The sequence below is a fragment of the Actinoplanes sp. HUAS TT8 genome, assembly GCF_051380535.1.
GTDB lineage: Bacteria > Actinomycetota > Actinomycetes > Mycobacteriales > Micromonosporaceae > Actinoplanes.
Genome location: NZ_CP195646.1, coordinates 7,142,751 through 7,163,668 on the forward strand (window position 1 = coordinate 7,142,751; position 20,918 = coordinate 7,163,668).

A 20,918-nucleotide genomic window follows, 5' to 3' on the forward strand; every position below is an offset into this window, starting at 1 on the left:
TGGCGGTGAGGGCTGCGCCGAGGGCCCTGAGGCAGCCTTGAGCGCCAGCTGGGGGCATCGGACGCGGGCTGGGGCCGGACGGGCGATCTTGCGGACTCAGCAAGCCAGCAGGGGCACGGCAGCCGGCGACGGCGGGATGGGTGGGGTCGCCGGGCGCGGGGGTGAGGTCGCCGGGCGGGAGGGGTGAGGGTGGGGCCGGGCGGGCGGGGGTGGGTTAGGGGGTGGTGGCGGTGATGGCTTCGGTGAAGGCTTGGGAACGGTGTTCGAAGTTGCGGAAACGGCCGTAACTGGGGGCGGCCGGGGAGAGCAGGACGACGCCGCCGGGCGGGGTGACGGCGCGGGCGATGCGGACGGCGTCGGCGAGGTCGTCGGCGTGGTGGGCGGTGATCTTCGGGAGGTCCGCCAGCTCGGACAGGATGCGGGGGCCGCTGTCCGGCATGCCGATTACGGTGAGTTCGCGGGAGGCGAGGAAGTCCCGCAACGGAGCGTAGTCGACGCCGCGGTCGGTGCCGCCGAGCAACACGGTGAGTGGGCGATCCTCGTACGCCTCGATGGCGTGGATCGTGGCATGCGGGGCGGTCGACAGGGAGTCGTCGACGAACGTGACGCCGGACGGGTCGAGGATCTCGGTGAGCCGGTGCGGGAGGCCCTGGAACGACCGGACGGCCGCCTCCAGCTCGGCCCGCAGGCCGACCACGTCGATGCCCATGCCGTCCAGGACGGCCAGCGCGACGCACAGGTTGCGCTCGTTGTGACGGCCCTTGAGCTGCAGCGCGGCTCGCGGGAAGAGGGCGTCGTCGCTGCAGAAGACCGTGCCGTCCTCGACCCGGAAGCGGGAGTCGTCGGCCGCCGCGGGGACCGGCGGGAAGTTGTTGCGGTCGGTCACGCCGCGGATCTCGTCGCGCAGGCGCTCGTCGACGCCGTTGACCACGATCAGATCCGGACCGTGGGCGAGGATGTTGAGCTTGTCGCGGTAGTACTCCCGCTCGCCGCCGTGGGCGTCGAGATGCTCCGGGAACAGCGACGTGACCACGGCCACCCGGGGGGAATCCTCCAGGTCGGCGCACTGATAGCTGGAAAGTTCGAGAACGTACAGCTCAGCCGGGGGAAGGTCGAGCAGGGGGATGCCGATGTTCCCGCCGTACGCGTTGGGGCGCCCGGCCGCCGCCAGCAGGTGGCTGATCAGGCTGGAGGTGGTGCTCTTGCCCTTGCTGCCGGTGACGCCGACGGTCGCCGCGGCGTGGTCGGCCATCCAGAGCGCGCTGCCGCCGGTGACCGGGATGCCCCGGCCGCGCAGGTCGGCCATGAACGGGTGGGTGGACGGCACGCCGGGCGAGCGGACGATGACATCGGCGCTGGCCAGGGCCGCGAAGGCGTGCTCGCCGCCGGCCAGCGGGGCGCGCGGGTCGTCCCACGGGTCGTCCAGGTAGCCGGCGCCGTCGTTCACGGCGATCAGGCGGGACGGTTCGTGAGCGGCGATCGCGGCGACCGCGGCGCGGCCCTCGCGGCCGGTTCCCCAGACCGCCACCGATCGGCCGCGCAGATCTGCCAGGCGCACGTCAGTCTCCCCCAGTCGGTTTTTCGCGGGACCGCACTAATATTGCCCGTCGGCCGTCAGACAGGAGTTTCCGGGTGCAGTTCGACGTCATGCGCTTCCCCTCGTACGCGTTCGACCCCTCGACCGGGGTCGCCACGTTCGACTACGTGCTCGACGGGCCGGAGCCCCTGCGGTTCACGGAGACGATCACGCTCCCGGTGCCGGCCGAGCCCCGGAACCCGGAGACCCTGCGGCGGGTGCTGGAGTTGCTGCACGTGGTGGCCGGGGTCAGCTACTACAAGGTGGGCGCCCCGCCGCGCGTGCTGGCGCCGCGGCCGGTCGCGCCCGAGGTGGCGACCTGGTTCACCCACGTCTACACCGACGGCCTGGCCGAGTATGCGTATCGCAACCAGCTCCCGCACGTGCTCGACCTCACCGTCGAGACGCCAGGCATGCTCGCCCCGGCGGCGCCGATCGAGGTCAGCGGGCGGCCGCTCTCCGCGGTCGGCGGCGGGAAGGACTCGATCGTCACGCTGGAGATCCTGCGCGCGGCCGGGCTCGACCCGGTGCCGTTCTCGGTGAACCCGAACCCGGTGATCGAGAACGTGAACGCCGCTTCCGGCCTGCCCGCGCTGGCCGCCCGCCGCAAGCTCGACCCGCGGCTGTTCGAGCTGAACAAGGCGGGCGCGCTGAACGGGCACATCCCGGTCACGGCGATCAACTCGCTGATCGCGATCGCGACCGCGGTCTGGCACGGGCTGGGCCCGGTGGTCATGTCGAACGAGCGCTCGGCCTCCGACCCGAACCTGATCTGGAACGGTCACGAGGTGAACCACCAGTGGTCGAAGGGAGTGTTCGCCGAGGGGCTGCTGCGAGATGCAGTGACGGCGCACACCGGGCTCATCGATCCGTACTTCTCGTTGCTCCGGACTCTTTCCGAGCTGCACATCGCGCGGCTGTTCGCCGATCACCGTGCGTACGATGATGTTGTTACAAGCTGTAACAAGGCTTTCAAGCTGCACGACCCGACGGCGCGGTGGTGCGGTGACTGTCCGAAGTGCCGGTTCGTGTTCCTGGCGATGGCACCGCACATGCCGCGGGAGCGGCTCGCGCACATCTTCGGGCACGACCTGTTCGCCGACGAGGCGCAGACGCCGGGCTTCCTGGAGCTGCTCGGGGTCGACGCGCACAAGCCGTTCGAGTGCGTCGGCGAGGCGGAGGAGTGCCTGGTCGCGCTCTCGATGCTCACCGACGACGCGCCGGTGCTGGTGGCGCTGCGGGCGGCCGTGCCGGCCTCGGCCTGGGACGACGCGTCGCACAGCAACGTGTTCACCCCGGGCGGCGAGCACCACATCCCGCCGGCCTACCTGAAAATCCTCACCGACGCGCTCTGAGCAGGCGCCGGCCCGAGAGGCCGGCGCCGCCAGGCGGTGGAAGCGGCGGCAGGCGAGGAACGACGTCAACGCGAGGCCAGCCGTCAGGTGACGGCGGGCGTCGGGCGAGGGCCGGGCGTCGGCGGGCGGCGGGCGTGGGCCAGGCCGCGGCGGGCGGCAAACCCGCCGGCGGCGCGGCTAGCCGCACTGGAGGACGAGCCAGGTCTGGTCGAAGTTGCGGGCGGCCAGGTCCTGGCGGCGGACCCAGTAGTAGAGGCGCCCGCTCTCCCCCCACGTCCAGTCCAGCTCGTCGTCGGTGTCGATCTGCCACAGCAGGAGCCAGTCGGTCGCGCCCGGCGCCAGCGCCTCGACCCGCCGGCCTTCGAGCCCGGCCGGGTTGCCGTGGTGGATGCCGTTCGCGGCCAGCTGGCATTCCAGCTGCATCGGCCCCTGCAGCAGGTCGGGCCAGCCGAAGACGCGGTGCAGCGGGACCTCGTCGTCGTTCTCCAACGACCCGTAGAAGTCCTCGATCGGGTCACGGCGCTGCCACCAGTGCTTTTCCGCGCGTACGGCGTCGACCGGCGGCTCGTCGATGGCGGGCACGGTGTGCACCACGGCGGCGGTGACGGCGTGCGCGGCGAACGATTCCTCGGCCCGGTTCGGGGCCGGGGCGGCCGTGCCCAGGGGCGCCGCGGTGACCTGCCAGTGGCCGGCGTCGGCCGGGTCGAATCCCCAGCGCTGTTCCTGCCAGTCGTAGAAGAAGCCGAGGACGGTCCCCGGGGGCAGCAGCGCGGCGCCGAGCCGGGCGTTGACGTCGTCGCCGTTGAGCTGGCCGAGGAAGGACTGCGCGTTGCCCGAGGGCGACCGTGGCCAGGCCGTGTCCGGGCTCAGCAGGGGTTCGCCGCCGAGGCGCGTGCCGGTGGTGTCCGGAGGGCAGGCCGGGCCGGTGGTCAGGCGCAGCGACGGGCGGGCCGTCTCGGCCAGGACGGTCCGCAGGGGCGGGGCGGCCGCCCCGAGGAGGTGGTCGTCGATCTCCATCAGCAACGAGTCTGCCCTGGTGGGCGGCGGGACGCGGGCTGATCCCGTACGGAAGGCGGATCTGAAAAAAATGTGCGGGGAGGGCCGGGCTATTCCGGGGCGTCGTGGTGGACGCGGGCCGAGGAGACGCCGAGCTCGCGCAGCGCGAGGATGGTCGAGGCCAGCATCAGCGGCGGACCGGCCAGGTAGACCTCGTGCCGCGACCACTCGCCGTAGGCCGCGACCGCGTCGGTGACCAGCCCGGACGGGTACGGCCCGGGGTCGCCCTCGGAGACCACCGGCACCACCGTCGCCCGCGGCGCCAGCCGGGACAACTCCATCAGGGCGTCGACGTCGTACAGCTCGTCCAGGTTCCGCACGCCCCAGAACAGCACCGCGGGCCGTGGATCCCGGACCGCGGCCAGGTGCGCGAGCAGCGCTTTCATCGGCGCCACCCCGGTGTCCCCGGCGATCATGAGGATGCCGCGGCCCGGCTCGGCCGGCAGGACCATCTCGCCCTCGGCGCGACTGACCCGGACCCGGTCGCCGACCCGGGTGTCGTAGACGAGCGTGCCGCTCACCCCGGTCTCGGTCTTGGCCCGGACGTGCAGCTCGATCACGTCGTCGAGCTGCGGGGCACCGGCCACCGAGTACGGCCGCCAGATGCCGGGGACGGCGTCGACCTCGAACCGCGCGTACTGCCCGGGGCGCCACGGCATCGGCAGGAACGGGCGCAACCGCACCACGGCCAGGTCGGGGCGGCGCAGCTCGTGGCCGATCACCTCGGTCTCCCAGACGGTCGGCTGGTAGGCGATGAGCGTGCCGCCGTGCACCAGCCACTCGTAGACGTGTTGCCACGTCCAGCGCCAGGCCTGGTCGAAGTCCTGCCGCCAGACGCCGGGGGCCATCCCGGCCCGGGTCGCCTCGGCCAGCGCCGCGCCGACCATCTGCAACTGGTTCCACTGCAGGCCGCACTCGGCCAGCGCGGCCCCGAGCTGGGCGCACCCGGCGACCAGGGCAGGCGGGTCGTCGAGCCGGTGCACGAGCCAGGTGAGCGCGCGGGCGAGCTGCTCGCGCTGCGAGTCCTCGGTGCCGGGCAGTGAGGTCAGCAGGTCGGGGCGGGCCTGCAGCAGCGCGGTCCAGAGCCGGCCGGCCACCTCGTCGACGCCGCCGGCGAAGGTCAGGCTGGTGCTGAGCAGGCGCTGAGTGTCCCGCAGGGCCGTCGTGTCGCCCGGGTCCATGCCGTCCGAGGCCAGGTTCTGGCGGGTGGTGGTGCGGGCGAAATGCGCCGCGTACTCCGCCGGGGTGACCGAGGGGAACTCGGTGCCGGTGGGGCCGATCGGGCGTGGGGCGGCGACCCCGGGGACGATCGGGACCGGGCCGACCGGGCCGGACGGGTTCACGCCGGTGATGGGATTGACCCGGCTGACGGGTACGCCGTAGGCGGCGCTCGCGCGGTCCGGTCGCCCCGGGCCGCGACCGCTGGCGCCCAGGTTGGAACGGCCCAGGACGGCGCCCTGGCCGCCGCGCCAGAGCAACTCGGAGCCGGCCGGGGGCCGCGGACCCGGGCTGTCGGCGGACGCGCTCGGCGGTGGCGGCGGATCAGCCGGCGTGGCCGGCGTCGCCGGAGCGGCCACCGGCTGCTCGGAGCGGGCCGCCGCCTTTGCCTTGGGGGCGGCCTCGCCGATCTCGGACAGCGCCGCGGCGGTGTCGGCCGCGCCGGCCTCGGCCGCGTCGGGCGCGCTCTGCCGCAACCGGATGGCCCGGAGCAGGCCGAGCAGATGGGGGTCGGATCCCGGACCAGACGACATCTGACACCCCCCGAGACGAACGTGCGAACAGTACAACCGTACTGCCGCGGACGACGGACCACCCGCGCCCATCTTCTCCCACGGTTCGGCCGCCGACACCCCGTCGGCGACCATCGGCACAACCCGTTGCCGGTTCCGCCCGTTCAGCCGCCCCCGGTCCCCGGACGGCCGGTCGGCAGAATGCTCGTGTGCCAGCCATCGCCATCACCAGCCCCGACGACCCCCGGATCGGCGACTACCGCGCCCTGACGGACCTCGAACTGCGTACCCGCTGGGAGCCGCCGAACGGCCTGTTCATCGCCGAGGGCGAGCTGGTCATCCAGCGGGCCCTGCGCGCCGGTTACCTCATGCGCTCCGCGCTCGTCGACGAGAAACGCGCCGACCAGCTCACCGGGCTGCCGGAGGACGCGCCGCTCTACACGGCCGCGCCGGCGGTCCTGGAGTCGATCACCGGTTTCCACGTGCACCGCGGGATTCTCGCCTCGTTCCACCGGCGTCCCCTGCCGACGCTCGACGAGCTGCTGGCCACGGCCCGGAACCTGGCCGTGCTGGAGGGCCTGAACACGCACACCAACCTCGGCGCGCTGTTCCGCAGCGCCGCGGCTCTCGGCATCGACGCCATCGTGCTGTCGCCGAACTGCGCCGACCCCCTCTACCGCCGCGCCGTGCGGGTCAGCATGGGCGAGGTGTTCGCGATCCCGTACACCAAGACCGACTCCTGGCCGGAACCGCTGGCCGCCGTCCGCGACGCCGGTTTCACCCTCCTGGCCATGACGCCCGCGCCCGACGCGGTCGCCCTTCAAGATCTAACCCAAGATCAGCGCGTACGACCTGCTCTGCTCCTCGGCGCCGAAGGTCCCGGCCTCACGCCGGAGGCGTTGACGGCCAGCGACGTGCGGGTCGCCATCCCGATGCACAACGGTGTCGACTCCCTCAACGTCGCCACCGCCGCCGCGATCACGTTCTACGAGCTCACCCGGGACGCCCCGCGCTGAGTTCAGTCCACCAGGTAGGTCACGTGGGTGGCCTGGCCGGACGGGCGGGCGTGCACCTGCCGGAACCGCCGGAGGGTGCCGCCCCTGAACAGCGGCGTGCCCGCGCCGAGCAGGACCGGGGCCAGGTGCAGGCGCAGCTCGTCGACCAGGCCGGCGTCGAGCGCGCCCCGGATCACCTCGGCCCCGCCCATGATCACGACGTCGTGGTCGCCGGCGATCGAGACGGCCTTGGCGACGGCGCTGGGCAGGCCGTCGACGACGAACGTCATGCGGTCGGCCAGACGTACGTGATCGGGTGGGTTGTGGGTGACCACCAGCACGGGTGGCTCGGCGGCGCGGTCGGCGCCGTACCCCATCCCGTCGTTCCACCCACCGGGGGCGTCGATGATGTCGAACAGCCGCCGCCCCATGATCACCGCGCCGGTGGCGGCGACCATCTCGTCGAGCACGTCGGCGTCGACCGGGTCGGGGTGCAGCGCCCAGGTGTGCAGCGCCTCGCCGCCGTCCCCCAGGCCGTTGGCGACACCCGGGTTCGGGCCGGTCACGAATCCGTCCAGCGACATCGAGATGTCGGCGATCACGCGCGTCATACCGACGAGTCTGCCTCGTTCCCGCCGCCCCGGCCGGTCGCCGGGGTGTGTTCAGGTGCTCGGCGGGTGATGCCCAGGAGCTCGGCGGGGCGGATTCAGGAGCTCGGCACCAGGCGGCCGCCGGTCCAGGCCAGCCCCATGCCGGCCGCGAGCAGCAGCAGGGCGCCGACCGTGGGCAGCGGCTTGACCGCGTACGACCCGGCGCCGAGCGCCACCGCGGCCAGCATCAGCAGGACGCCGTCGGCCGGGTTGACCAGCTTGGAGCGGAACACCGCCCAGCCGAGCAGCAGCACCCCGGCCCCGGACACCGCGCAGGCGGCCTCGACCAGCATCGGGATCTGCGCCGGGGTCATCGCGACCGCGTCGGCGGCGGTCGCCCGGGGCAGTGCGGCCAGCGGCAGCAGCAGGGTGGCGCCGGCCAGGGCGATCAGCAGGCCGGTCATCGCGATCCGGCGGGTCCGGGAGCCGGCCAGCAGCCCGGCCAGGGCGATCAGGGCGATGGTGGCCAGCCAGGCGGCGAGCAGGCCGACCGGGAGCGGGCCGGGCGGGACGTTCACGCCCAGGGTGAACCAGCCGTAGAGGACCGCGGCGGCGGGCAGCGCCCACAGCGCCAGCCGGGCGAATCTCCGCACCGACCAGATCCAGACGGCGTCCCGTACGGGAAGCAGGTAGTGGTCCGCGGAGGACCCGGCCGGCGCGGCGCCGACCCAGGCCGGGGCGACCCGCAGGGGCCGGCCGCTCGCGGTTTGACGATGGCTGATGCTCATGGCTCCGCCTCGCTCGCAGGGGCAACACGCCGAGCGGCCGGGGGAACCGGTCGGAAATCCGAGTCGAAGCATGTCAAATACGCAGGAAGCTGTGAGCCGTATCTCAGGAAATATCTAGAAATGCCGGACGGCCTGCCCTGAATCGGGCAGGCCGTCCGTTATTGAGTTCCGCTCAGGCTCGATCAGGCCAGGTCAGGCCGGTCTCGGCCCGGCCGGTCAGGCCCGCTCGGACTGGTTGACGCCGTTGTAGTCGGCCCCACCGATCGCCGACGACGGCGGCACCGGCGGCGGCGCCGGCAGCGCCGCGGTCTGGTCCGGGTCGCCCGAGACCTGCGCCTCGGCCGCCCGCACCTCGGCGTTCACCCGCTGCGCCTCGGCCGCCGCGGCCTCCGCCGCCGCCACCGCCTCGCGCTCGACCGCACCCGAGTCGACGTCGGCCCGGGGCACGTCGCCGACCATGTTGGCCAGGCCGCCGAGCGCGCCACCCAGACCCTCAAGGGCCTTGGTCAGCTCGGTCGGCACGATCCACACCTTGTTGGCCGTGCCGTTGGCGATCTGCGGCAGCGCCTGCAGGTACTGGTAGGCCAGCACCTTCTGGGACGGGTTGGCCGTGTGGATCGCGTCGAACACCGTACGGATGGCCTTGGCCTGGCCCTCGGCCTGCAGGATGCGCGACTGCCGGTCACCGTCGGCCCGGAGCACCGCGGCCTGCTTCTCACCCTCGGCGGTGAGGATCTGCGCCTGCTTGTGACCCTCGGCGTTCAGGATCGTGGCGCGGCGCTCCCGCTCGGCGCGCATCTGCTTCTCCATCGAGTCGCGGATGCTCGGCGGCGGCTCGATCGCCTTGATCTCGACGCGGGTGACCTTGATGCCCCACCGGCCGGTGGTCTCGTCGAGCACCGTCGACAGGTGACGGTTGATCTCCTCGCGGCTGGTCAGCGCCCGCTCCAGGTCCAGCGAGCCGATGACGTTACGCAGCGTGGTGACCGTGAGCTGCTCGATCGCCTGCAGGAAGTTGGCGATCTCGTAGGTCGCGCGCACCGGGTCGACGACCTTGAAGTAGAGCACCGTGTCGATCGACACGACCAGGTTGTCCGAGGTGATCACCGGCTGCGGCGGGAACGAGACGACCTGCTCGCGCATGTCCACCTTGCTGCGCACCGCGTCGACGAACGGGACCAGCAGGTTCAGGCCGGGGCTGAGGGTCCGCTTGTACTTGCCCAGGCGTTCGACGACGTCCATCCGCTGCTGCGGGACGATCCGGATGGACCGGACGATAGTGATCACCGCGAACAGCACGATGACTATGACGAGGACTGCGACGACTGCTCCCATGGCGCGCCTCTCTATGTGTGAAGGGTGAATCTCTCAGTGATCGGGCAGGTCATCGTGCCAGACCAGGGCGGTGGCGCCGCGCACCTTGACCACGCGGACCCGCTGGCCGGCGGCGAAGGTCTCGCGGCCGTCGAACGAGCGGGCCTGCCAGATCTCCCCCTCGATCCGGATCTGGCCGTGATCGGCGTCCACGTCCTCCAGCACCAGGCCGTGATGACCCTCCATCGCCTCGATGCCGAACGGGGTGTCGCCGGTCTCCAGCGCCGACCGGGCGTGGCGCATCACCACCGGGCGAATCGCCGCCACCGACAGCCCCGAGACCACGGCGAACACGATGACCTGCAGGATCAGGTTCGCACCGAGGGCGGCGGCGAGCGCCGCCGCGCCGGCACCGGCCGCGAAGAAGATGATCAGAAAGGTCGCGGTGAAAGCCTCGCCGATCACCAGGGCGATCGCGAGGATGATCCACAAGACGGCTTCCACATCTTCGATCGTGTCACGTCCACGCATCCTCGGCGATGCCTGGCTTCTGCGTAGCCGAATGCTGCTCGGACAGTTAGACCCGTCAGTCGCACAGCAGGAGGACCCCCACCGTGACACTGCTTCCGGAGACCGCCCGGCGGATCGACGAGATCGCCGCCCGCGCCCAGACGCACGGCCGGGTACCGTCGCTCGCCCTGGCCGTGGTCCGTGACCGGGCGGTGCTGCACTTCGCCGGCGCCGGGGAGAGCCCGCGGCCCGACCCGAAGACCCAGTACCGGCTCGGCTCGATCACCAAGACGATCACCGCGACACTCGTCATGCAGCTGCGCGACGAAGGCTTCTTCGCCCTCGACGACCTGCTCTACCGCCACTTGCCGGGCACCCCGATCGGCGGGGTGACCCTGCGCCAGCTGCTCGGACACGTCTCCGGCCTGCAGCGGGAGCCGGACGGGCCGTGGTGGGAGCGCAACCCCGGGGGCGACGTGGAGGAATTACTGGCCGGACTCACGTACGAGAAATTGATCGGTCCTCCGTTCCGGCGCTACCGCTACTCGAATCTCGCCTACGGCCTGCTCGGCGCGGTCCTCGCCCGTGTCACCGGGCAGAGCTGGAACGAACTGGTCACCAAACGCGTGCTCGATCCGCTCGGCATGAAACGCACCAGCTACCTGCCGGTCGAGCCGTACGCCCGCGGCTACGTCGTCCACGCCCTCGGCGGCGCCCCGCACGAGGAGCCGCGCCCCGACCCGGGCGCGATGGCCCCGGCCGGCCAGCTCTGGTCCACGATCACCGACATGGCCAAATGGGCCGGTTTCCTGGCCGACCCGGCGCCGGCCGTGCTGGCCCGCGAGACCGTCGACGAGATGTGCACCCCGGTCACCATCGACGACCTGGAATCCTGGACGTCCGGGCACGGGCTGGGCCCGCAACTGTTCCGCGTCGGCGAACGCGTCTACGTCGGCCACGCCGGATCCATGCCCGGCTACGTCGCCCACCTCGCGGTACACCGCCGCAGCCGGATCGGCGTGATCGTCTTCGCCAACGCCTACGGCCTGGCCGGCGACGAGAACATCAAAGGCCTCAGCCTGCGGACACTCACGACGGTCCTGGACAGCGAACCGGCCACCCCGGACCCGGCCTGGCAGCCCCCGCCGGCCCCGACGGGCGAAGCCGCGGAGATCTGCGGGCGATGGTGGTGGATGGGCCGCGAATACGACATCGCCCCCGACGGGGACACCCTGGTCATGACCGGCCCCCACCACCGCACCGAGTTCCGCCGGGAAGGCCCGGACCGCTGGCGCGGCCTCACCGGCGACAACGAGGGCGAGATCCTGGCCGTGCTGCGCTCCCCCGACGGCACGACCACCAGGATCGACATCGCCACCTTCGTGTTCAGTCGCGATCCGCGGCATCTCGCTTGACACCATTTCGCCGTACGGCGGAGCCGGCCCCGGCACCGGGCCGCAGCGCGCTCCCGGGCTCGGGGTGGGGGCCGGGTGGTCAGGCCGGGGTCAGGACCGGTTCGGGGGCCGGGGTTCGGGCGGTCAGGCCCAGGGCCAGGCCGAGGGCGACGGTGGCGATGCCGAGCCAGACCAGCGGCCGGGGTGCCGGTCCGCCGAGGGCCATTCCGGTCAGGGCGGCGGAGATCGGGGCCACGCCGGTGAGCAGGCCGGCGCGGCCGGGGCCGAGGCGGGTCACGCACGTGTACCAGAGGAGGAACGCCACGGCCGTGACCGCCACGGCCAGGTAGGCGCCGGCGACCACGTCGTCGGTGTGCAGGTGCAGGATCGCGGACGGTCCCTCGGTGGCCAGGCCCAGAATCCCGAAGATGACGGCGGCCATCCACGTCGTGTGGGTGGAGACGCCGAGCGGGCCGTGGCGGCCCAGCACCGGGACGGCGAGCAGGGTGAACAGCGCCTCGCAGAGGAACGTGACGACCGCCCAGAGGACGCCGGTGGCGTCGGCCCGGCCCAGGCCTTCGACCAGGATCGCGCCGAGGGTGACCACGGCGGCGGCGAACAGGACCCGGCGGGTGGGGGTGACCAGGGCGAGCAGGATCGGTACGCAGGCCACGGCGACGCCGAGGACGGCCGGTTCGGCGTGGCGGGCGCCGTGGACCAGGGCGATGTTGAAGACCAGGAGCCCGGCCACGGTGACGCCGAGCAGCCAGAACCATTCGGCACCGCGAGGCCGTTGCAGGGAGGCGCCGCGGAGACGGGTGAGGGGGCGGCGGGACCAGGCGATCAGAAGCAGACACGCCACGGCGTAGCGGAGGGCCTGAACGGTCAGGTTCGGTGCGTCCGCGAGGTGGCCGGAGACGGCGACGCTGCCGCCGACGAAGACCATGCCGGCCGCGCCGGCGAGGATGGGTAACGCCTTCATGCGTTCCATGCTGGGGGCCGGTATGGTCCGGTTCGAGGACCAATCCCGGCGGGATGAGGTGGACCAATCAGCGGCTCCGACTTTCTGCAGCTGCGGCCCGGGGAGGCGCCGGCCAAGGGTCTGACCGGCTGGCTCACCGACGGGTTGCGGACGGCGATCGCGGCCGGGCGGCTCGCGCCGGGGGCCCGGCTGCCGGCCACCCGGCTGCTCGCGGCCGAGCTCGGCGTCTCCCGGGGCGTCGTCGTGCAGGCCTATCAGCGGCTGGTCGACGAGGGGCGGGCCGCGGCCCGGACCGGTTCCGGGACGGTGGTGGCGCGTGATGCCGCGGTCGCGCCGAGGCCCGCGGCCGATCGGCGGCGGACGCTGCACGAGCTGCGGCTGCCGCTCTCCACTCCGGACGGCGTGGACCTGAACCTGTCCCCCGGGGTGCCCGATCTCTCGGCGTTCCCGCGGGCCGCCTGGCTGCGGGCGGAACGGGCGGCACTGGATCGGATGACCGCTTCCGATCTCGGTTACGGCGATCCCGGGGGCACCCCGCGACTCCGGGCTGTGCTGGCCGGCTGGCTCCGCCGTACGCGCGGGATTTCTGCCGAGGCGGACGACATCCTGGTGTGCGGCGGCGTAGCGCAAGGTCAGGCCCTCCTTGCGCAGGTTTTGGTGTCCCGCGGCGAAGCCGCGATGGGAGTCGAGGATCCAGGATCGCGCGGCACTCGCGATCAATTGACCCATTGGGGGGTACGGACGGAGCCCGTCCCCGTCGACCGAAAAGGAATACTGGTCGACTCGTTGTTGGAGAGCGGCCTGACCACCGTCCTGTTGACTCCGGCGCACCAGTTCCCGACCGGCGTCGTGCTCGCCCCGGATCGTCGTCGCGAGCTGCTGGCCTGGGCGAACGACCGGAACGGGCTGATCGCCGAGGACGACTACGACGCCGAGCACCGGTACGACCGCGCGCCCGTCGCCGCGTTGCAGGGTTCCGCACCGGATCAGGTCGCCTACCTGGGCAGCATCTCGAAGTCGCTGGCGCCGGGGATGCGGCTGGGCTGGCTGATCGCGCCGCGGCGGATGCAGGCCGAGCTGCTCGCCGCCAAGCACGCCAGCGACCTCGGCACGTCGGCGTTACCGCAGCTCACCCTGGCCGAGTTGATGATCAGCGGGGACTACGAGCGGCACCTGCGGACCGTGCGGGCCCGGCAGCGGGCGCGGCGCGACGCGCTGCTCGCCGGGCTGCGCGCGCACCTGCCGCGGGCCCGCGTGCGGGGCATCGCGGCCGGCCTGCACCTGCTGGTCGAGCTGCCCGAGGGCGACGACGTGGCGATCGCCGAGCGGGTGCGGGCCGAGGGTGTGCTGGTGCACCCGCTGACCTGGCATCGGCTGTTGCCCGGCCCACCCGGCCTGGTCCTGGGTTACGCCGCCCAGACGCCCGACCGCCTCACCGAAGCCGCCGCCCGCATCGGGAAGGCGCTCTAGTCCTCCAGGACCGTGACGTGGTCGATGAGGCGCTCCATGGAGTTGATCAACGGGGTCTCGACGTCCTTGTAGCTGTTGACCGACGACAGGATGCGCCGCCACATGTCCTGCGGGGTGCGGACGCCGATGGCGGCGCAGATCCCTTCCTTCCAGGGGCGGCCCGGCGGGATGACCGGCCACTTGCTCAGGCCGACCCGCTCGGGTCTGACCGCCTGCCAGATGTCCACGTACGGATGCCCGGTGATCAACACGTCCGGGTGGGTGACAGCCGCCACGATCCGGCTCTCCTTGGACCCCGGGACGAGGTGATCGACGAGCACGCCGAGGCGCCGCCGCGGGCCCGGACCGAACTCGCGCACGGCCGCGGCCAGGTCGTCGATGCCGTCCAGCGGCTCCACCACCACGCCCTCGATCCGCAGGTCGTCGCCCCAGATCCGCTCGATCAGGGCGGCGTCGTGGATGCCCTCGACCCAGATCCGGCTCGCCTTGGCCACCTGCGCGGTCACCCCGGCCACGGCGATCGACCCCGAAGCGGTGATCCTCCGCTGCGGCGGTGCCGCCGACGGCGCCGGTTTCCGCAGCGTGACCGTCCGGCCGTCGAGCAGGAACGCGGCCGGGGCCAGCGGGAAGTTCCGCCGCTTGCCGAACCGGTCCTCCAGCACCACGGCGCCGAGCTCGAAGCCCACGACCGCGCCGCAGAAGCCCGAGTCGGCGTCCTCGACCACCAGGTCCGGCTCGGCGTCCACCTCCGGAATCGTCTTGCGCCGGCGCCAGTTGCCGGACAGCACGTCCTCCCCATACATGGATCGCACGGTAACCCGTACTTTCGGACACGCCGGGGTGACGCTCCGAGTCGAGACAAGGTTCCCGGGTGGCACGTACCCTTGCTCGCATGTCACCCGCAGCAGATGCGGCCACCCGCACCGCCCGCCGGTCCACCCGATTCGTGGCCTGGGTGCGGGCCTGGCGCGCCGGACTGGTTCCGTTCGACGACCTGGCCGACGAGATCGCCGCCGACGAGGAACACCTCGTCGCCGATGCTCCGGGCACCTGGACCGATGTGCCGCTCGGCCAGGGCCTGCCGATCTTCGCCAAGCTGCATCCGGACGACATCCGGCTGGTCCTGCCCGTCCCCGGCGACCCGCGCGGCCTGCCCGGCCCGGGGCCGCTGACCGGCGCCGCGCTGCTGGCCGGTGAGGCGATCATCACACCCGACTTCGGGGTGGTGCCCGAGGTGCGCCGACACACGTCCGGCTCCGGTGTGGAGTTCGAGACCGTCGTCTGGCAGGTGCTGCCCACACCGGAGCATCGCCCGGTGTTCCAGATGGGCGCGGCCGAGGCCGAGGCGCAGCTGACCACCGCACTGGCCGAGGCCACCACCCGGCTCACCAAACTGGACGTGGCCCAGTGGAAACCGGAGCTGGCCGGCGCGTTGCAGGCGCTGCGGCGGCCGGAGAGCGCGGCCACCCTGCCACCCGGGTTCGACCCGCGCTCGCGGCGGCTGTTCGCCCGCGCCACCGTGCTCGACCAGGTGCTGGCCCTCGCCGGGACGAACGCGCCGGGCGGCGCCGTGAACGGTTACGAGGCGCAGCAACGCGACGAGGCGCTGCGCCCGCTGACCGCCGCGTGCCGGCAGGCGCTGGTCGCCGCCTGCAACGCACCGCTGCACGCATGAACACGGCCGCAGGCATCAGCGGGGAGGTGGCGGTGTGACTTCGGATCGGCATGCGCACTGCACGTTCTGCGGGGCGCGCTTCGTGCCCGATCAGCCGTGGCCGCGGCGATGCGCGGCGTGCGGTGAGACGACGTACCGGAATCCGACGCCGGTCGCGGTCGCGCTGCAGCCGATCGGTTCCGGTCTGCTGGTGATCCGCCGGGCCATTCCCCCGGCCGAGGGCCGGCTGGCGCTCCCCGGCGGTTTCATCGAGGTCGGCGAGACGTGGCAGGCCGGCGCGGCCCGGGAGCTGGGCGAAGAGACCGGCCTGAAGGCCGACCCCGCGGACGTACGGCATTTCGACACCCTCAGCGCGCCCGACGGCACCCTGCTCGTCTTCGGACTCCTGCCCGCGCTGCCGGACGCCACCGGCCTGCCCACCACCCCGCCGCCCGAGGAGGCCCTCGGCCTGGAGGTGCTCCGCGAGCCGGCCGAGCTGGGCTTCAGCCTCCACACCCGGGTGGCGGATCGCTGGTTCGAGCTCAGTCGATCAGGCCGGCTCTGAGGAGTTCGTCGAGCAGCAGACGGATCGCGGGAGCACAGCGCGGGGCGTCGGCGGTGGTGAACCAGGCCAGCTCGGCGATCTCGTTGGCGATCGCGGGCGTGGCGTCCGACTCGCCAGTGAAGCAGATCAGGCGGACCCGTGTGCCTGGTGGGCGGTTGTGGGCGGGCGCTTCGATCGTACGAAATAAGTTCAGTTTGTCAGGTTTTAAGGTGATGCCGACTTCCTCTTGCGTCTCCCGGGCGGCCGCCTCGGCATGGGTCTCGCCAAGCTCGGGCTTGCCACCAGGCAGGTAGAAGGCGTCGGAGTTGTTCGCGCGGACGACCAGGACGCGCCGATCCCGCACACACACCCAGGCGGCGGCGACCACCTCGCTCACGCCGGCAACGCCCTCATCGGCCACGAGCTCGCTCATGACAGCACGAACGGGACGCCGGACTCGAAACGGGCCAGATCCTCCAGCGTGCGGCGCGTGTTGAACCCGGCCGTCCCGGGCAGCTCGCCGACCGGGAAGAACGCGGCGTCGATCGTCTCGTCGGTCTCCCGCAGCAGCTCACCGGACCACGAGTCGGCCCGGCAGGCGAGCGTGACGTGCTGATACGGCTGGCCGTAGGCGCTCGTGGTCAACCCCTCGCCCGAATAGAGCGCGAACGGGGTGACCTGATGGACGGTCAGCCCGGTCTCCTCGAACACCTCGCGGATCGCGCAGTCGCGCAGCGTCTGCTCCAGCTCCATGGTGCCGGCGGGCAGCGCCCACCGGCCGTTGTCGCTGCGCCGGATCAGCAGCACCCGGCCCTCCGGGTCACGCAGCACGGCGCGCGCCCCGATCGTCATCAGCACCCGGCCCGGACCGACCGATTCCCGCAACTGCCCCAGATAGGACTCTTCCCAAGCCGGCACGGTTGCGACGTTATCCCACCGGTCCGACAAGTCTGCGCGAGCATGGGGAGCTGTGACCGGAACTCACCGGGCCGTGGCGCCGGCGCTGCTGGTCGCCGCCCTGATCCCGCTGCTGTCCGGCTGGTCCCTGTCGGTGGTGGCCAGCGGGTCGATGAGCCCGGCGGTCGAACCGGGCGACGTGGTGCTGACCGCGCCGCCGCCCGCGGAACGGCTGCGGGTGGGGGCGGTGATCCGGTTCCGGCCTGCGAACCGGGCGGGCCGGGCGGTCCTGCACCGGATCGCCCGGATCGACGCGCAGGGCCGGCTCGTCACCAAGGGTGACGCGAACCGGGTGGCCGACGCGGAACCGGTGCCGCCGGGCGCGGTGACCGGAATCGGACGGCTACGGGTGCCCTACGCGGGCCTGCCGGTCCTGTGGTGGCTGCGCGGCGACTATCTCCGGCTCGCCCTGGCCGGGGTGCTGCTGGTGATGCTCGGCCTGCTCGTGCCGGCCGGTCGGGCTCGGCACGAGCGGGCCGCCCGGGTCAGATCTCGTCGATGAGGTCCGCGACCGAGTTGATGATCCGCGACGGACGGTAGGGATACGTCTCCGACTCCATCCGGCTGCTGATGCCGGTGAGCACGAGGATCGTCTCCAGGCCGGCCTCCAGGCCGCAGAGCACGTCGGTGTCCATCCGGTCACCGATCATGGCCGTGGTCTCGCTGTGCGCACCGATCGCGTTCAGCGCCGAGCGCATCATCATCGGGTTGGGCTTGCCGACGAAGTACGGCTTCACGCCGGTCGCCTTGGAGATCATCGCGGCCACCGAGCCGGCCGCCGGGAGCAGGCCCTCGGTGGACGGGCCGGTCGCGTCCGGGTTCGTGCAGATGAACTTGGCGCCGCCGTTGATCAGCCGGATCGCCTTGGTGATCGCCTCGAAGCTGTACGTCCGGGTCTCGCCGAGAACCACGTAGTCCGGCTCGAACTCGGTCAGCACGTAGCCCGACGCGTGCATCGCGGTGGTCAGACCGGCCTCGCCGATCACATACGCCGTACCGCCCGGGCGCTGGTCGGACAGGAACTGCGCGGTCGCCAGGGCGGCCGTCCAGATCGACTGCTCGTCCACCTCGAAACCCATCCGGGTCAGGCGGGCCTGCAGGTCACGCGGGGTGTAGATGGAGTTGTTGGTGAGGATCAGGAACGGCTTGCCGGACGCCTTCATCCGGTTGACGAACTCGGGGGCACCGGGCACCGGCTCACCCTCGTGGACGAGCACACCGTCCATGTCGGTGAGCCAGCTCTCGATGGCTTTGCGTTCCTTCATTCAGCGGCTCCAGGTCGCTTAGCAGGGGGGCAGCAGTTCGTCGGGCAGACGTCCCAGGTCGGGAGCGTACCGAGCTTCGTGTGCGGTTGATCACTCAGCCGCTCCTGCACGAGCTCGCGCACCATCGCGACGAACCGCGGGTGCACACCGGGAGTGGCGGCACGGGCATAGCCGAGGCCGAGCCGGGCCGCGGTCTCCTTGGCCTCGTTGTCCAGGTCCCAGATCACCTCCAGGTGATCGGAGACGAAGCCGATCGGGCTGACCACCACGTCGGTGATGCCCTTGTCGGCGAGTGCGGCCAGATGGTCGTTGACGTCCGGCTCCAGCCACGGGACCTGCGGCGGGCCCGAACGGCTCTGCCAGACCAGGTCGTGACCGAGATCGGCGGCGGCCCGGGCCTGGACCAGCCGGGCGGTCTCCTCCAGCTGGGCGGTGTAGCGGCCGCCCTCCGGCCCGGCGTTGCGGGCCATGCCGGTCGGAATCGAATGCGCGGTGTAGACGACCCGGGTGGTCGCGCGGCGGGCCGGGTCCAGGGTCCGCAGGGCGGCGCCGACCGCCTCGGCGTGCGGGTCGACGAAGCCCGGGTGGTCGTGGAACTGCCGCAGCTTGCTGATCACCGGCGCCTTCGGGCCGACGGCCTTGCGGGCGGCGGCGATGTCCTCCCAGTACTGCCGGCAGGAGGAATATCCGCCGTACGCACTGGTGGCGAAGCCGAGTGCGTGTTCGACGCCGTCGTCGCGCATCCGGGCCACGGTGTCGGCCAGCATCGGATGCCAATTGCGATTTCCCCAGTACGCCGGCAGGCCGATGCCGTGCGTGGCGAACTCGCCCTCGACCGCGGCCAGGAGGTCGCGGCACTGCTGGTTGATCGGGGACACCCCGCCGAAGTGCATGTAGTGCTCACGCACCTCGGCGAGGCGCTCGTCCGGGACGCCGCGCCCGCGCACCACGTTGCGCAGGAACGGCATCACGTCATCGGGTTTCTCCGGCCCGCCGAAGGACAGCAGGACGAACGCGTCGTAAGCCACCACGCGTCCCATCCTGCCACCGGGCAACTCACCGAATGCGGGCGAACCCGACTCCTGTAGGCGGTGTCACGCTGTGCCCGATCGGCCTGCCCTCCCTGGCCCTCGCCTGCGAGGTCGCTGACCAGGGGTCAGGTGGCTGCCGCTCGGTGCGGTCGGTCAGGCCGCGATGGCGTGGTACCCGCCGTCGACGTGGACCATCTCGCCGGTGGTCGCCGGGAACCAGTCCGAGAGCAGGGCGCAGACGGCCTTGGCGGTCGGCTCCGGGTTGGTCAGCTCCCAGCCCAGCGGCGCCCGCCGCGTCCACGCGTCCTCGAAGTCGCTGAAGCCCGGGATCGACTTGGCCGCCATCGTGCGCAGCGGACCGGCCGACACGATGTTGCTGCGGATCCCGTGCTTGCCCAGGTACATGGCCAGGTAGCGGGAGGCCGACTCGAGCCCGGCCTTGGCCACGCCCATCCAGTCGTACAGCGGGTAGGCCTTGGTCGCGTCGAAGGTCATGCCGACGATCGAGCCACCCTGGTCCATCAGCGGCAGGCACGCGGTGGCCAGCGACTTGTAGGAGAACGTGGAGACGTGCAGCGCCTGCGCGACGTCCTCCCACGGGGTCTCCAGGAAGGTGCCGCCGAGCGCGCTCTGCGGAGCGAAGCCGATGGAGTGGACAACGCCGTCCAGCCCGTCGACGTGCTCACGGACCCGCGAACCGAGCGAGTCCAGGTGCTCCTGGTTGGTCACGTCCAATTCGATGACCGGCGCCGGCTCGGGGAGCCGCTTGGCGATCCGCTCCACCAGCGAGAGCCGGCCGAAGCCGGTGAGCACGACGGTGGCGCCGTTCTCCTGCGCGAGCTTCGCCACCGAGAAGGCGATCGAGGCGTCGGTGATGACGCCGGTGACGAGCAGCCGTTTGCCGGCCAGCAGTCCAGACAACATTCTCTCCTGAAAAAAGTTCTCGGAAAAACTCAGTGCCCCATCCCCAGACCCCCGTCGACGGGGAGCACGGCGCCCGAGATGTACGCCGCACTGTCGCTCGCCAGGAAGGTCACCGCGGCGGCGACCTCGTCGGCGGTGGCGAGCCGACCGGCCGGGACGGCCTTGATGATCTCGGCCTTGCGCGACTCCGGCAAGACGTCGGTCATCTCGGTCTGGATGAAGCCGGGCGCCACCACGTTCGCGGTGATGTTCCGCGTGCCCAGCTCCCGCGTGATGCTACGGGCCATGCCGACCAGACCCGCCTTCGACGCGGCGTAGTTCACCTGGCCGGGGCCGCCGTACAGGCCGACGACCGACGAGATGAAGATCAACCGGCCCCACTTGGCGCGCAGCATCTTGGCGCTGGCCCGCTTGGCGACCCGGAACGCGCCGGTCAGGTTGGTGTCGATCACCCGCTCGAACTGCTCCTCGGACATGCGCAGCAGGAGCGTGTCGTCGGTGATGCCGGCGTTCGCGACCACGACCTCGATCGGGCCGATCTCGGCCTCGACGAAGCTGAACGCGGCGTCGACCGACTCCGCGTCCGTGATGTCGCACTGGACGCCGAACAGGCCTTCGGGCGCGCCCGACCCACGGTGGGTGATGACGACCCGGTCGCCCTGCTTGGCGAACGCCTGGGCGATGGCCAGGCCGATGCCACGGTTTCCGCCGGTCACCAACACGGTGCGAGGCACAGCGCACTCCTTCGAGAGGTACGGGTCATACCCGGGTAGGGGGTACCGC

The 20,918-nt window shown here is 72.0% G+C and carries 22 protein-coding genes; 7 read left to right on the forward strand and 15 right to left on the reverse strand.

What is annotated here, in order from left to right:
- Positions 1-214: 214 nt before the first annotated feature.
- Entirely contained in the window at positions 215-1,558 is a 1,344-nt protein-coding gene (gene murD / locus ACSHV8_RS31515) for a UDP-N-acetylmuramoyl-L-alanine--D-glutamate ligase (protein WP_436521631.1), read from the reverse strand.
- 89 nt (positions 1,559-1,647) lie between these two features.
- On the opposite strand from murD, the gene ACSHV8_RS31520 reads away from it, so the two are divergent.
- Positions 1,648-2,931: a hypothetical protein gene (locus tag ACSHV8_RS31520; protein WP_436536974.1), complete on the forward strand. Its 1,284-nt coding sequence runs from the start codon at positions 1,648-1,650 to the stop codon at positions 2,929-2,931.
- A gap of 177 nt (positions 2,932-3,108) precedes the next feature.
- Here the strand turns inward: ACSHV8_RS31520 and ACSHV8_RS31525 are convergent, their stop codons facing one another.
- Entirely contained in the window at positions 3,109-3,948 is an 840-nt protein-coding gene (locus tag ACSHV8_RS31525; protein WP_436521633.1) for a YwqG family protein, read from the reverse strand.
- A gap of 89 nt (positions 3,949-4,037) precedes the next feature.
- Complete coding sequence (locus tag ACSHV8_RS31530) at positions 4,038-5,738, reverse strand: flavohemoprotein (RefSeq protein ID WP_436521635.1); 1,701 nt, start codon at positions 5,736-5,738, stop codon at positions 4,038-4,040.
- A 188-nt stretch (positions 5,739-5,926) separates the two neighbouring features.
- Between ACSHV8_RS31530 and ACSHV8_RS31535 the strand changes: the two genes are divergently transcribed.
- The gene (locus ACSHV8_RS31535; protein ID WP_436521637.1) at positions 5,927-6,733 is read left to right on the forward strand and encodes a TrmH family RNA methyltransferase; all 807 of its coding nucleotides are present in this window, start codon (positions 5,927-5,929) and stop codon (positions 6,731-6,733) included.
- Between the two features lie 2 nt (positions 6,734-6,735).
- Here the strand turns inward: ACSHV8_RS31535 and ACSHV8_RS31540 are convergent, their stop codons facing one another.
- From ACSHV8_RS31540 to ACSHV8_RS31555, 4 genes are all read right to left on the reverse strand, one after another.
- A complete protein-coding gene (locus ACSHV8_RS31540; protein WP_436521639.1) occupies positions 6,736-7,323 on the reverse strand; it encodes a dihydrofolate reductase family protein in 588 nt (195 codons plus the stop codon).
- A gap of 95 nt (positions 7,324-7,418) precedes the next feature.
- Positions 7,419-8,090, reverse strand: coding sequence for a hypothetical protein (locus ACSHV8_RS31545; protein ID WP_436521641.1), 672 nt, complete (start codon positions 8,088-8,090; stop codon positions 7,419-7,421).
- A 216-nt stretch (positions 8,091-8,306) separates the two neighbouring features.
- Positions 8,307-9,425, reverse strand: a complete 1,119-nt coding sequence (locus ACSHV8_RS31550) for an SPFH domain-containing protein (protein ID WP_436521643.1) — start codon at positions 9,423-9,425, stop codon at positions 8,307-8,309.
- Positions 9,426-9,458: 33 nt separating this feature from the next.
- Positions 9,459-9,908 (reverse strand): NfeD family protein, encoded by a 450-nt coding sequence (locus tag ACSHV8_RS31555; protein WP_436521645.1) that lies wholly within the window; start codon positions 9,906-9,908, stop codon positions 9,459-9,461.
- A gap of 110 nt (positions 9,909-10,018) precedes the next feature.
- Here ACSHV8_RS31555 and ACSHV8_RS31560 point away from each other — a divergent pair, with 110 nt between their 5' ends.
- Positions 10,019-11,329 carry a serine hydrolase domain-containing protein gene (locus ACSHV8_RS31560; RefSeq protein ID WP_436521647.1) on the forward strand — a complete coding sequence of 437 codons (1,311 nt, stop codon included), beginning with the start codon at positions 10,019-10,021 and terminating at the stop codon, positions 11,327-11,329.
- A 79-nt stretch (positions 11,330-11,408) separates the two neighbouring features.
- Here the strand turns inward: ACSHV8_RS31560 and ACSHV8_RS31565 are convergent, their stop codons facing one another.
- Positions 11,409-12,290, reverse strand: a complete 882-nt coding sequence (locus ACSHV8_RS31565; protein ID WP_436521649.1) for a DMT family transporter — start codon at positions 12,288-12,290, stop codon at positions 11,409-11,411.
- 144 nt (positions 12,291-12,434) lie between these two features.
- Here ACSHV8_RS31565 and ACSHV8_RS31570 point away from each other — a divergent pair, with 144 nt between their 5' ends.
- Entirely contained in the window at positions 12,435-13,760 is a 1,326-nt protein-coding gene (locus ACSHV8_RS31570) for a PLP-dependent aminotransferase family protein (RefSeq protein ID WP_436521651.1), read from the forward strand.
- On the opposite strand, the gene ACSHV8_RS31575 is transcribed toward ACSHV8_RS31570, so the two are convergent.
- Complete coding sequence (locus ACSHV8_RS31575) at positions 13,757-14,563, reverse strand: DUF3097 domain-containing protein (RefSeq protein ID WP_436521653.1); 807 nt, start codon at positions 14,561-14,563, stop codon at positions 13,757-13,759. The two genes, ACSHV8_RS31570 and ACSHV8_RS31575, sit on opposite strands and share 4 nt — an antisense overlap.
- Positions 14,564-14,652: 89 nt before the next feature.
- On the opposite strand from ACSHV8_RS31575, the gene ACSHV8_RS31580 reads away from it, so the two are divergent.
- Positions 14,653-15,435 (forward strand): hypothetical protein, encoded by a 783-nt coding sequence (locus ACSHV8_RS31580; RefSeq protein ID WP_436521655.1) that lies wholly within the window; start codon positions 14,653-14,655, stop codon positions 15,433-15,435.
- Positions 15,436-15,469: 34 nt separating this feature from the next.
- A complete protein-coding gene (locus ACSHV8_RS31585; protein ID WP_436521657.1) occupies positions 15,470-15,979 on the forward strand; it encodes an NUDIX domain-containing protein in 510 nt (169 codons plus the stop codon).
- Here ACSHV8_RS31585 and ACSHV8_RS31590 read toward each other — a convergent pair.
- Both ACSHV8_RS31590 and ACSHV8_RS31595 read right to left on the reverse strand, forming a co-directional pair.
- Positions 15,957-16,391: an NUDIX hydrolase gene (locus ACSHV8_RS31590; protein WP_436521659.1), complete on the reverse strand. Its 435-nt coding sequence runs from the start codon at positions 16,389-16,391 to the stop codon at positions 15,957-15,959. The two genes, ACSHV8_RS31585 and ACSHV8_RS31590, sit on opposite strands and share 23 nt — an antisense overlap.
- Positions 16,388-16,810: an NUDIX domain-containing protein gene (locus tag ACSHV8_RS31595; RefSeq protein ID WP_436536976.1), complete on the reverse strand. Its 423-nt coding sequence runs from the start codon at positions 16,808-16,810 to the stop codon at positions 16,388-16,390. The genes ACSHV8_RS31590 and ACSHV8_RS31595 overlap by 4 nt, the downstream gene beginning before the upstream one ends.
- A 118-nt stretch (positions 16,811-16,928) precedes the next feature.
- Between ACSHV8_RS31595 and ACSHV8_RS31600 the strand changes: the two genes are divergently transcribed.
- Positions 16,929-17,417 carry a signal peptidase I gene (locus ACSHV8_RS31600; RefSeq protein ID WP_436521661.1) on the forward strand — a complete coding sequence of 163 codons (489 nt, stop codon included), beginning with the start codon at positions 16,929-16,931 and terminating at the stop codon, positions 17,415-17,417.
- Here the strand turns inward: ACSHV8_RS31600 and ACSHV8_RS31605 are convergent.
- The 4 genes from ACSHV8_RS31605 to ACSHV8_RS31620 all read right to left on the reverse strand — a co-directional run bounded on the left by ACSHV8_RS31605 (position 17,401) and on the right by ACSHV8_RS31620 (position 20,869).
- A complete protein-coding gene (locus tag ACSHV8_RS31605) occupies positions 17,401-18,180 on the reverse strand; it encodes an HAD-IIA family hydrolase (RefSeq protein ID WP_436521663.1) in 780 nt (259 codons plus the stop codon). The genes ACSHV8_RS31600 and ACSHV8_RS31605 overlap by 17 nt on opposite strands.
- Positions 18,177-19,208 carry a ferrochelatase gene (locus tag ACSHV8_RS31610; protein ID WP_436536978.1) on the reverse strand — a complete coding sequence of 344 codons (1,032 nt, stop codon included), beginning with the start codon at positions 19,206-19,208 and terminating at the stop codon, positions 18,177-18,179. Before ACSHV8_RS31610 ends, ACSHV8_RS31605 begins: the two co-directional genes overlap by 4 nt.
- A 156-nt stretch (positions 19,209-19,364) precedes the next feature.
- Complete coding sequence (gene fabI, locus ACSHV8_RS31615) at positions 19,365-20,132, reverse strand: enoyl-ACP reductase FabI (RefSeq protein ID WP_436536980.1); 768 nt, start codon at positions 20,130-20,132, stop codon at positions 19,365-19,367.
- Between the two features lie 32 nt (positions 20,133-20,164).
- The gene (locus ACSHV8_RS31620; RefSeq protein WP_436521665.1) at positions 20,165-20,869 is read right to left on the reverse strand and encodes a beta-ketoacyl-ACP reductase; all 705 of its coding nucleotides are present in this window, start codon (positions 20,867-20,869) and stop codon (positions 20,165-20,167) included.
- Between the last annotated feature and the right edge of the window lie 49 nt (positions 20,870-20,918).

What these genes read in the sequence shown, in the direction of transcription:
- ACSHV8_RS31540 (WP_436521639.1), bottom strand. Translation starts at nt 7,323, where the DNA reads ATGACGCGCGTGATCGCCGACATCTCGATGTCGCTGGACGGATTCGTG.
- ACSHV8_RS31520 (WP_436536974.1), top strand. Translation starts at nt 1,648, where the DNA reads ATGCGCTTCCCCTCGTACGCGTTCGACCCCTCGACCGGGGTCGCCACG.
- ACSHV8_RS31550 (WP_436521643.1), bottom strand. Translation starts at nt 9,425, where the DNA reads ATGGGAGCAGTCGTCGCAGTCCTCGTCATAGTCATCGTGCTGTTCGCG.
- ACSHV8_RS31595 (WP_436536976.1), bottom strand. Translation starts at nt 16,810, where the DNA reads ATGACGATCGGGGCGCGCGCCGTGCTGCGTGACCCGGAGGGCCGGGTG.
- ACSHV8_RS31565 (WP_436521649.1), bottom strand. Translation starts at nt 12,290, where the DNA reads ATGAAGGCGTTACCCATCCTCGCCGGCGCGGCCGGCATGGTCTTCGTC.
- ACSHV8_RS31590 (WP_436521659.1), bottom strand. Translation starts at nt 16,391, where the DNA reads ATGAGCGAGCTCGTGGCCGATGAGGGCGTTGCCGGCGTGAGCGAGGTG.
- ACSHV8_RS31575 (WP_436521653.1), bottom strand. Translation starts at nt 14,563, where the DNA reads ATGTATGGGGAGGACGTGCTGTCCGGCAACTGGCGCCGGCGCAAGACG.
- ACSHV8_RS31545 (WP_436521641.1), bottom strand. Translation starts at nt 8,090, where the DNA reads ATGAGCATCAGCCATCGTCAAACCGCGAGCGGCCGGCCCCTGCGGGTC.
- ACSHV8_RS31525 (WP_436521633.1), bottom strand. Translation starts at nt 3,948, where the DNA reads ATGGAGATCGACGACCACCTCCTCGGGGCGGCCGCCCCGCCCCTGCGG.
- ACSHV8_RS31580 (WP_436521655.1), top strand. Translation starts at nt 14,653, where the DNA reads ATGTCACCCGCAGCAGATGCGGCCACCCGCACCGCCCGCCGGTCCACC.
- ACSHV8_RS31605 (WP_436521663.1), bottom strand. Translation starts at nt 18,180, where the DNA reads ATGAAGGAACGCAAAGCCATCGAGAGCTGGCTCACCGACATGGACGGT.
- ACSHV8_RS31530 (WP_436521635.1), bottom strand. Translation starts at nt 5,738, where the DNA reads ATGTCGTCTGGTCCGGGATCCGACCCCCATCTGCTCGGCCTGCTCCGG.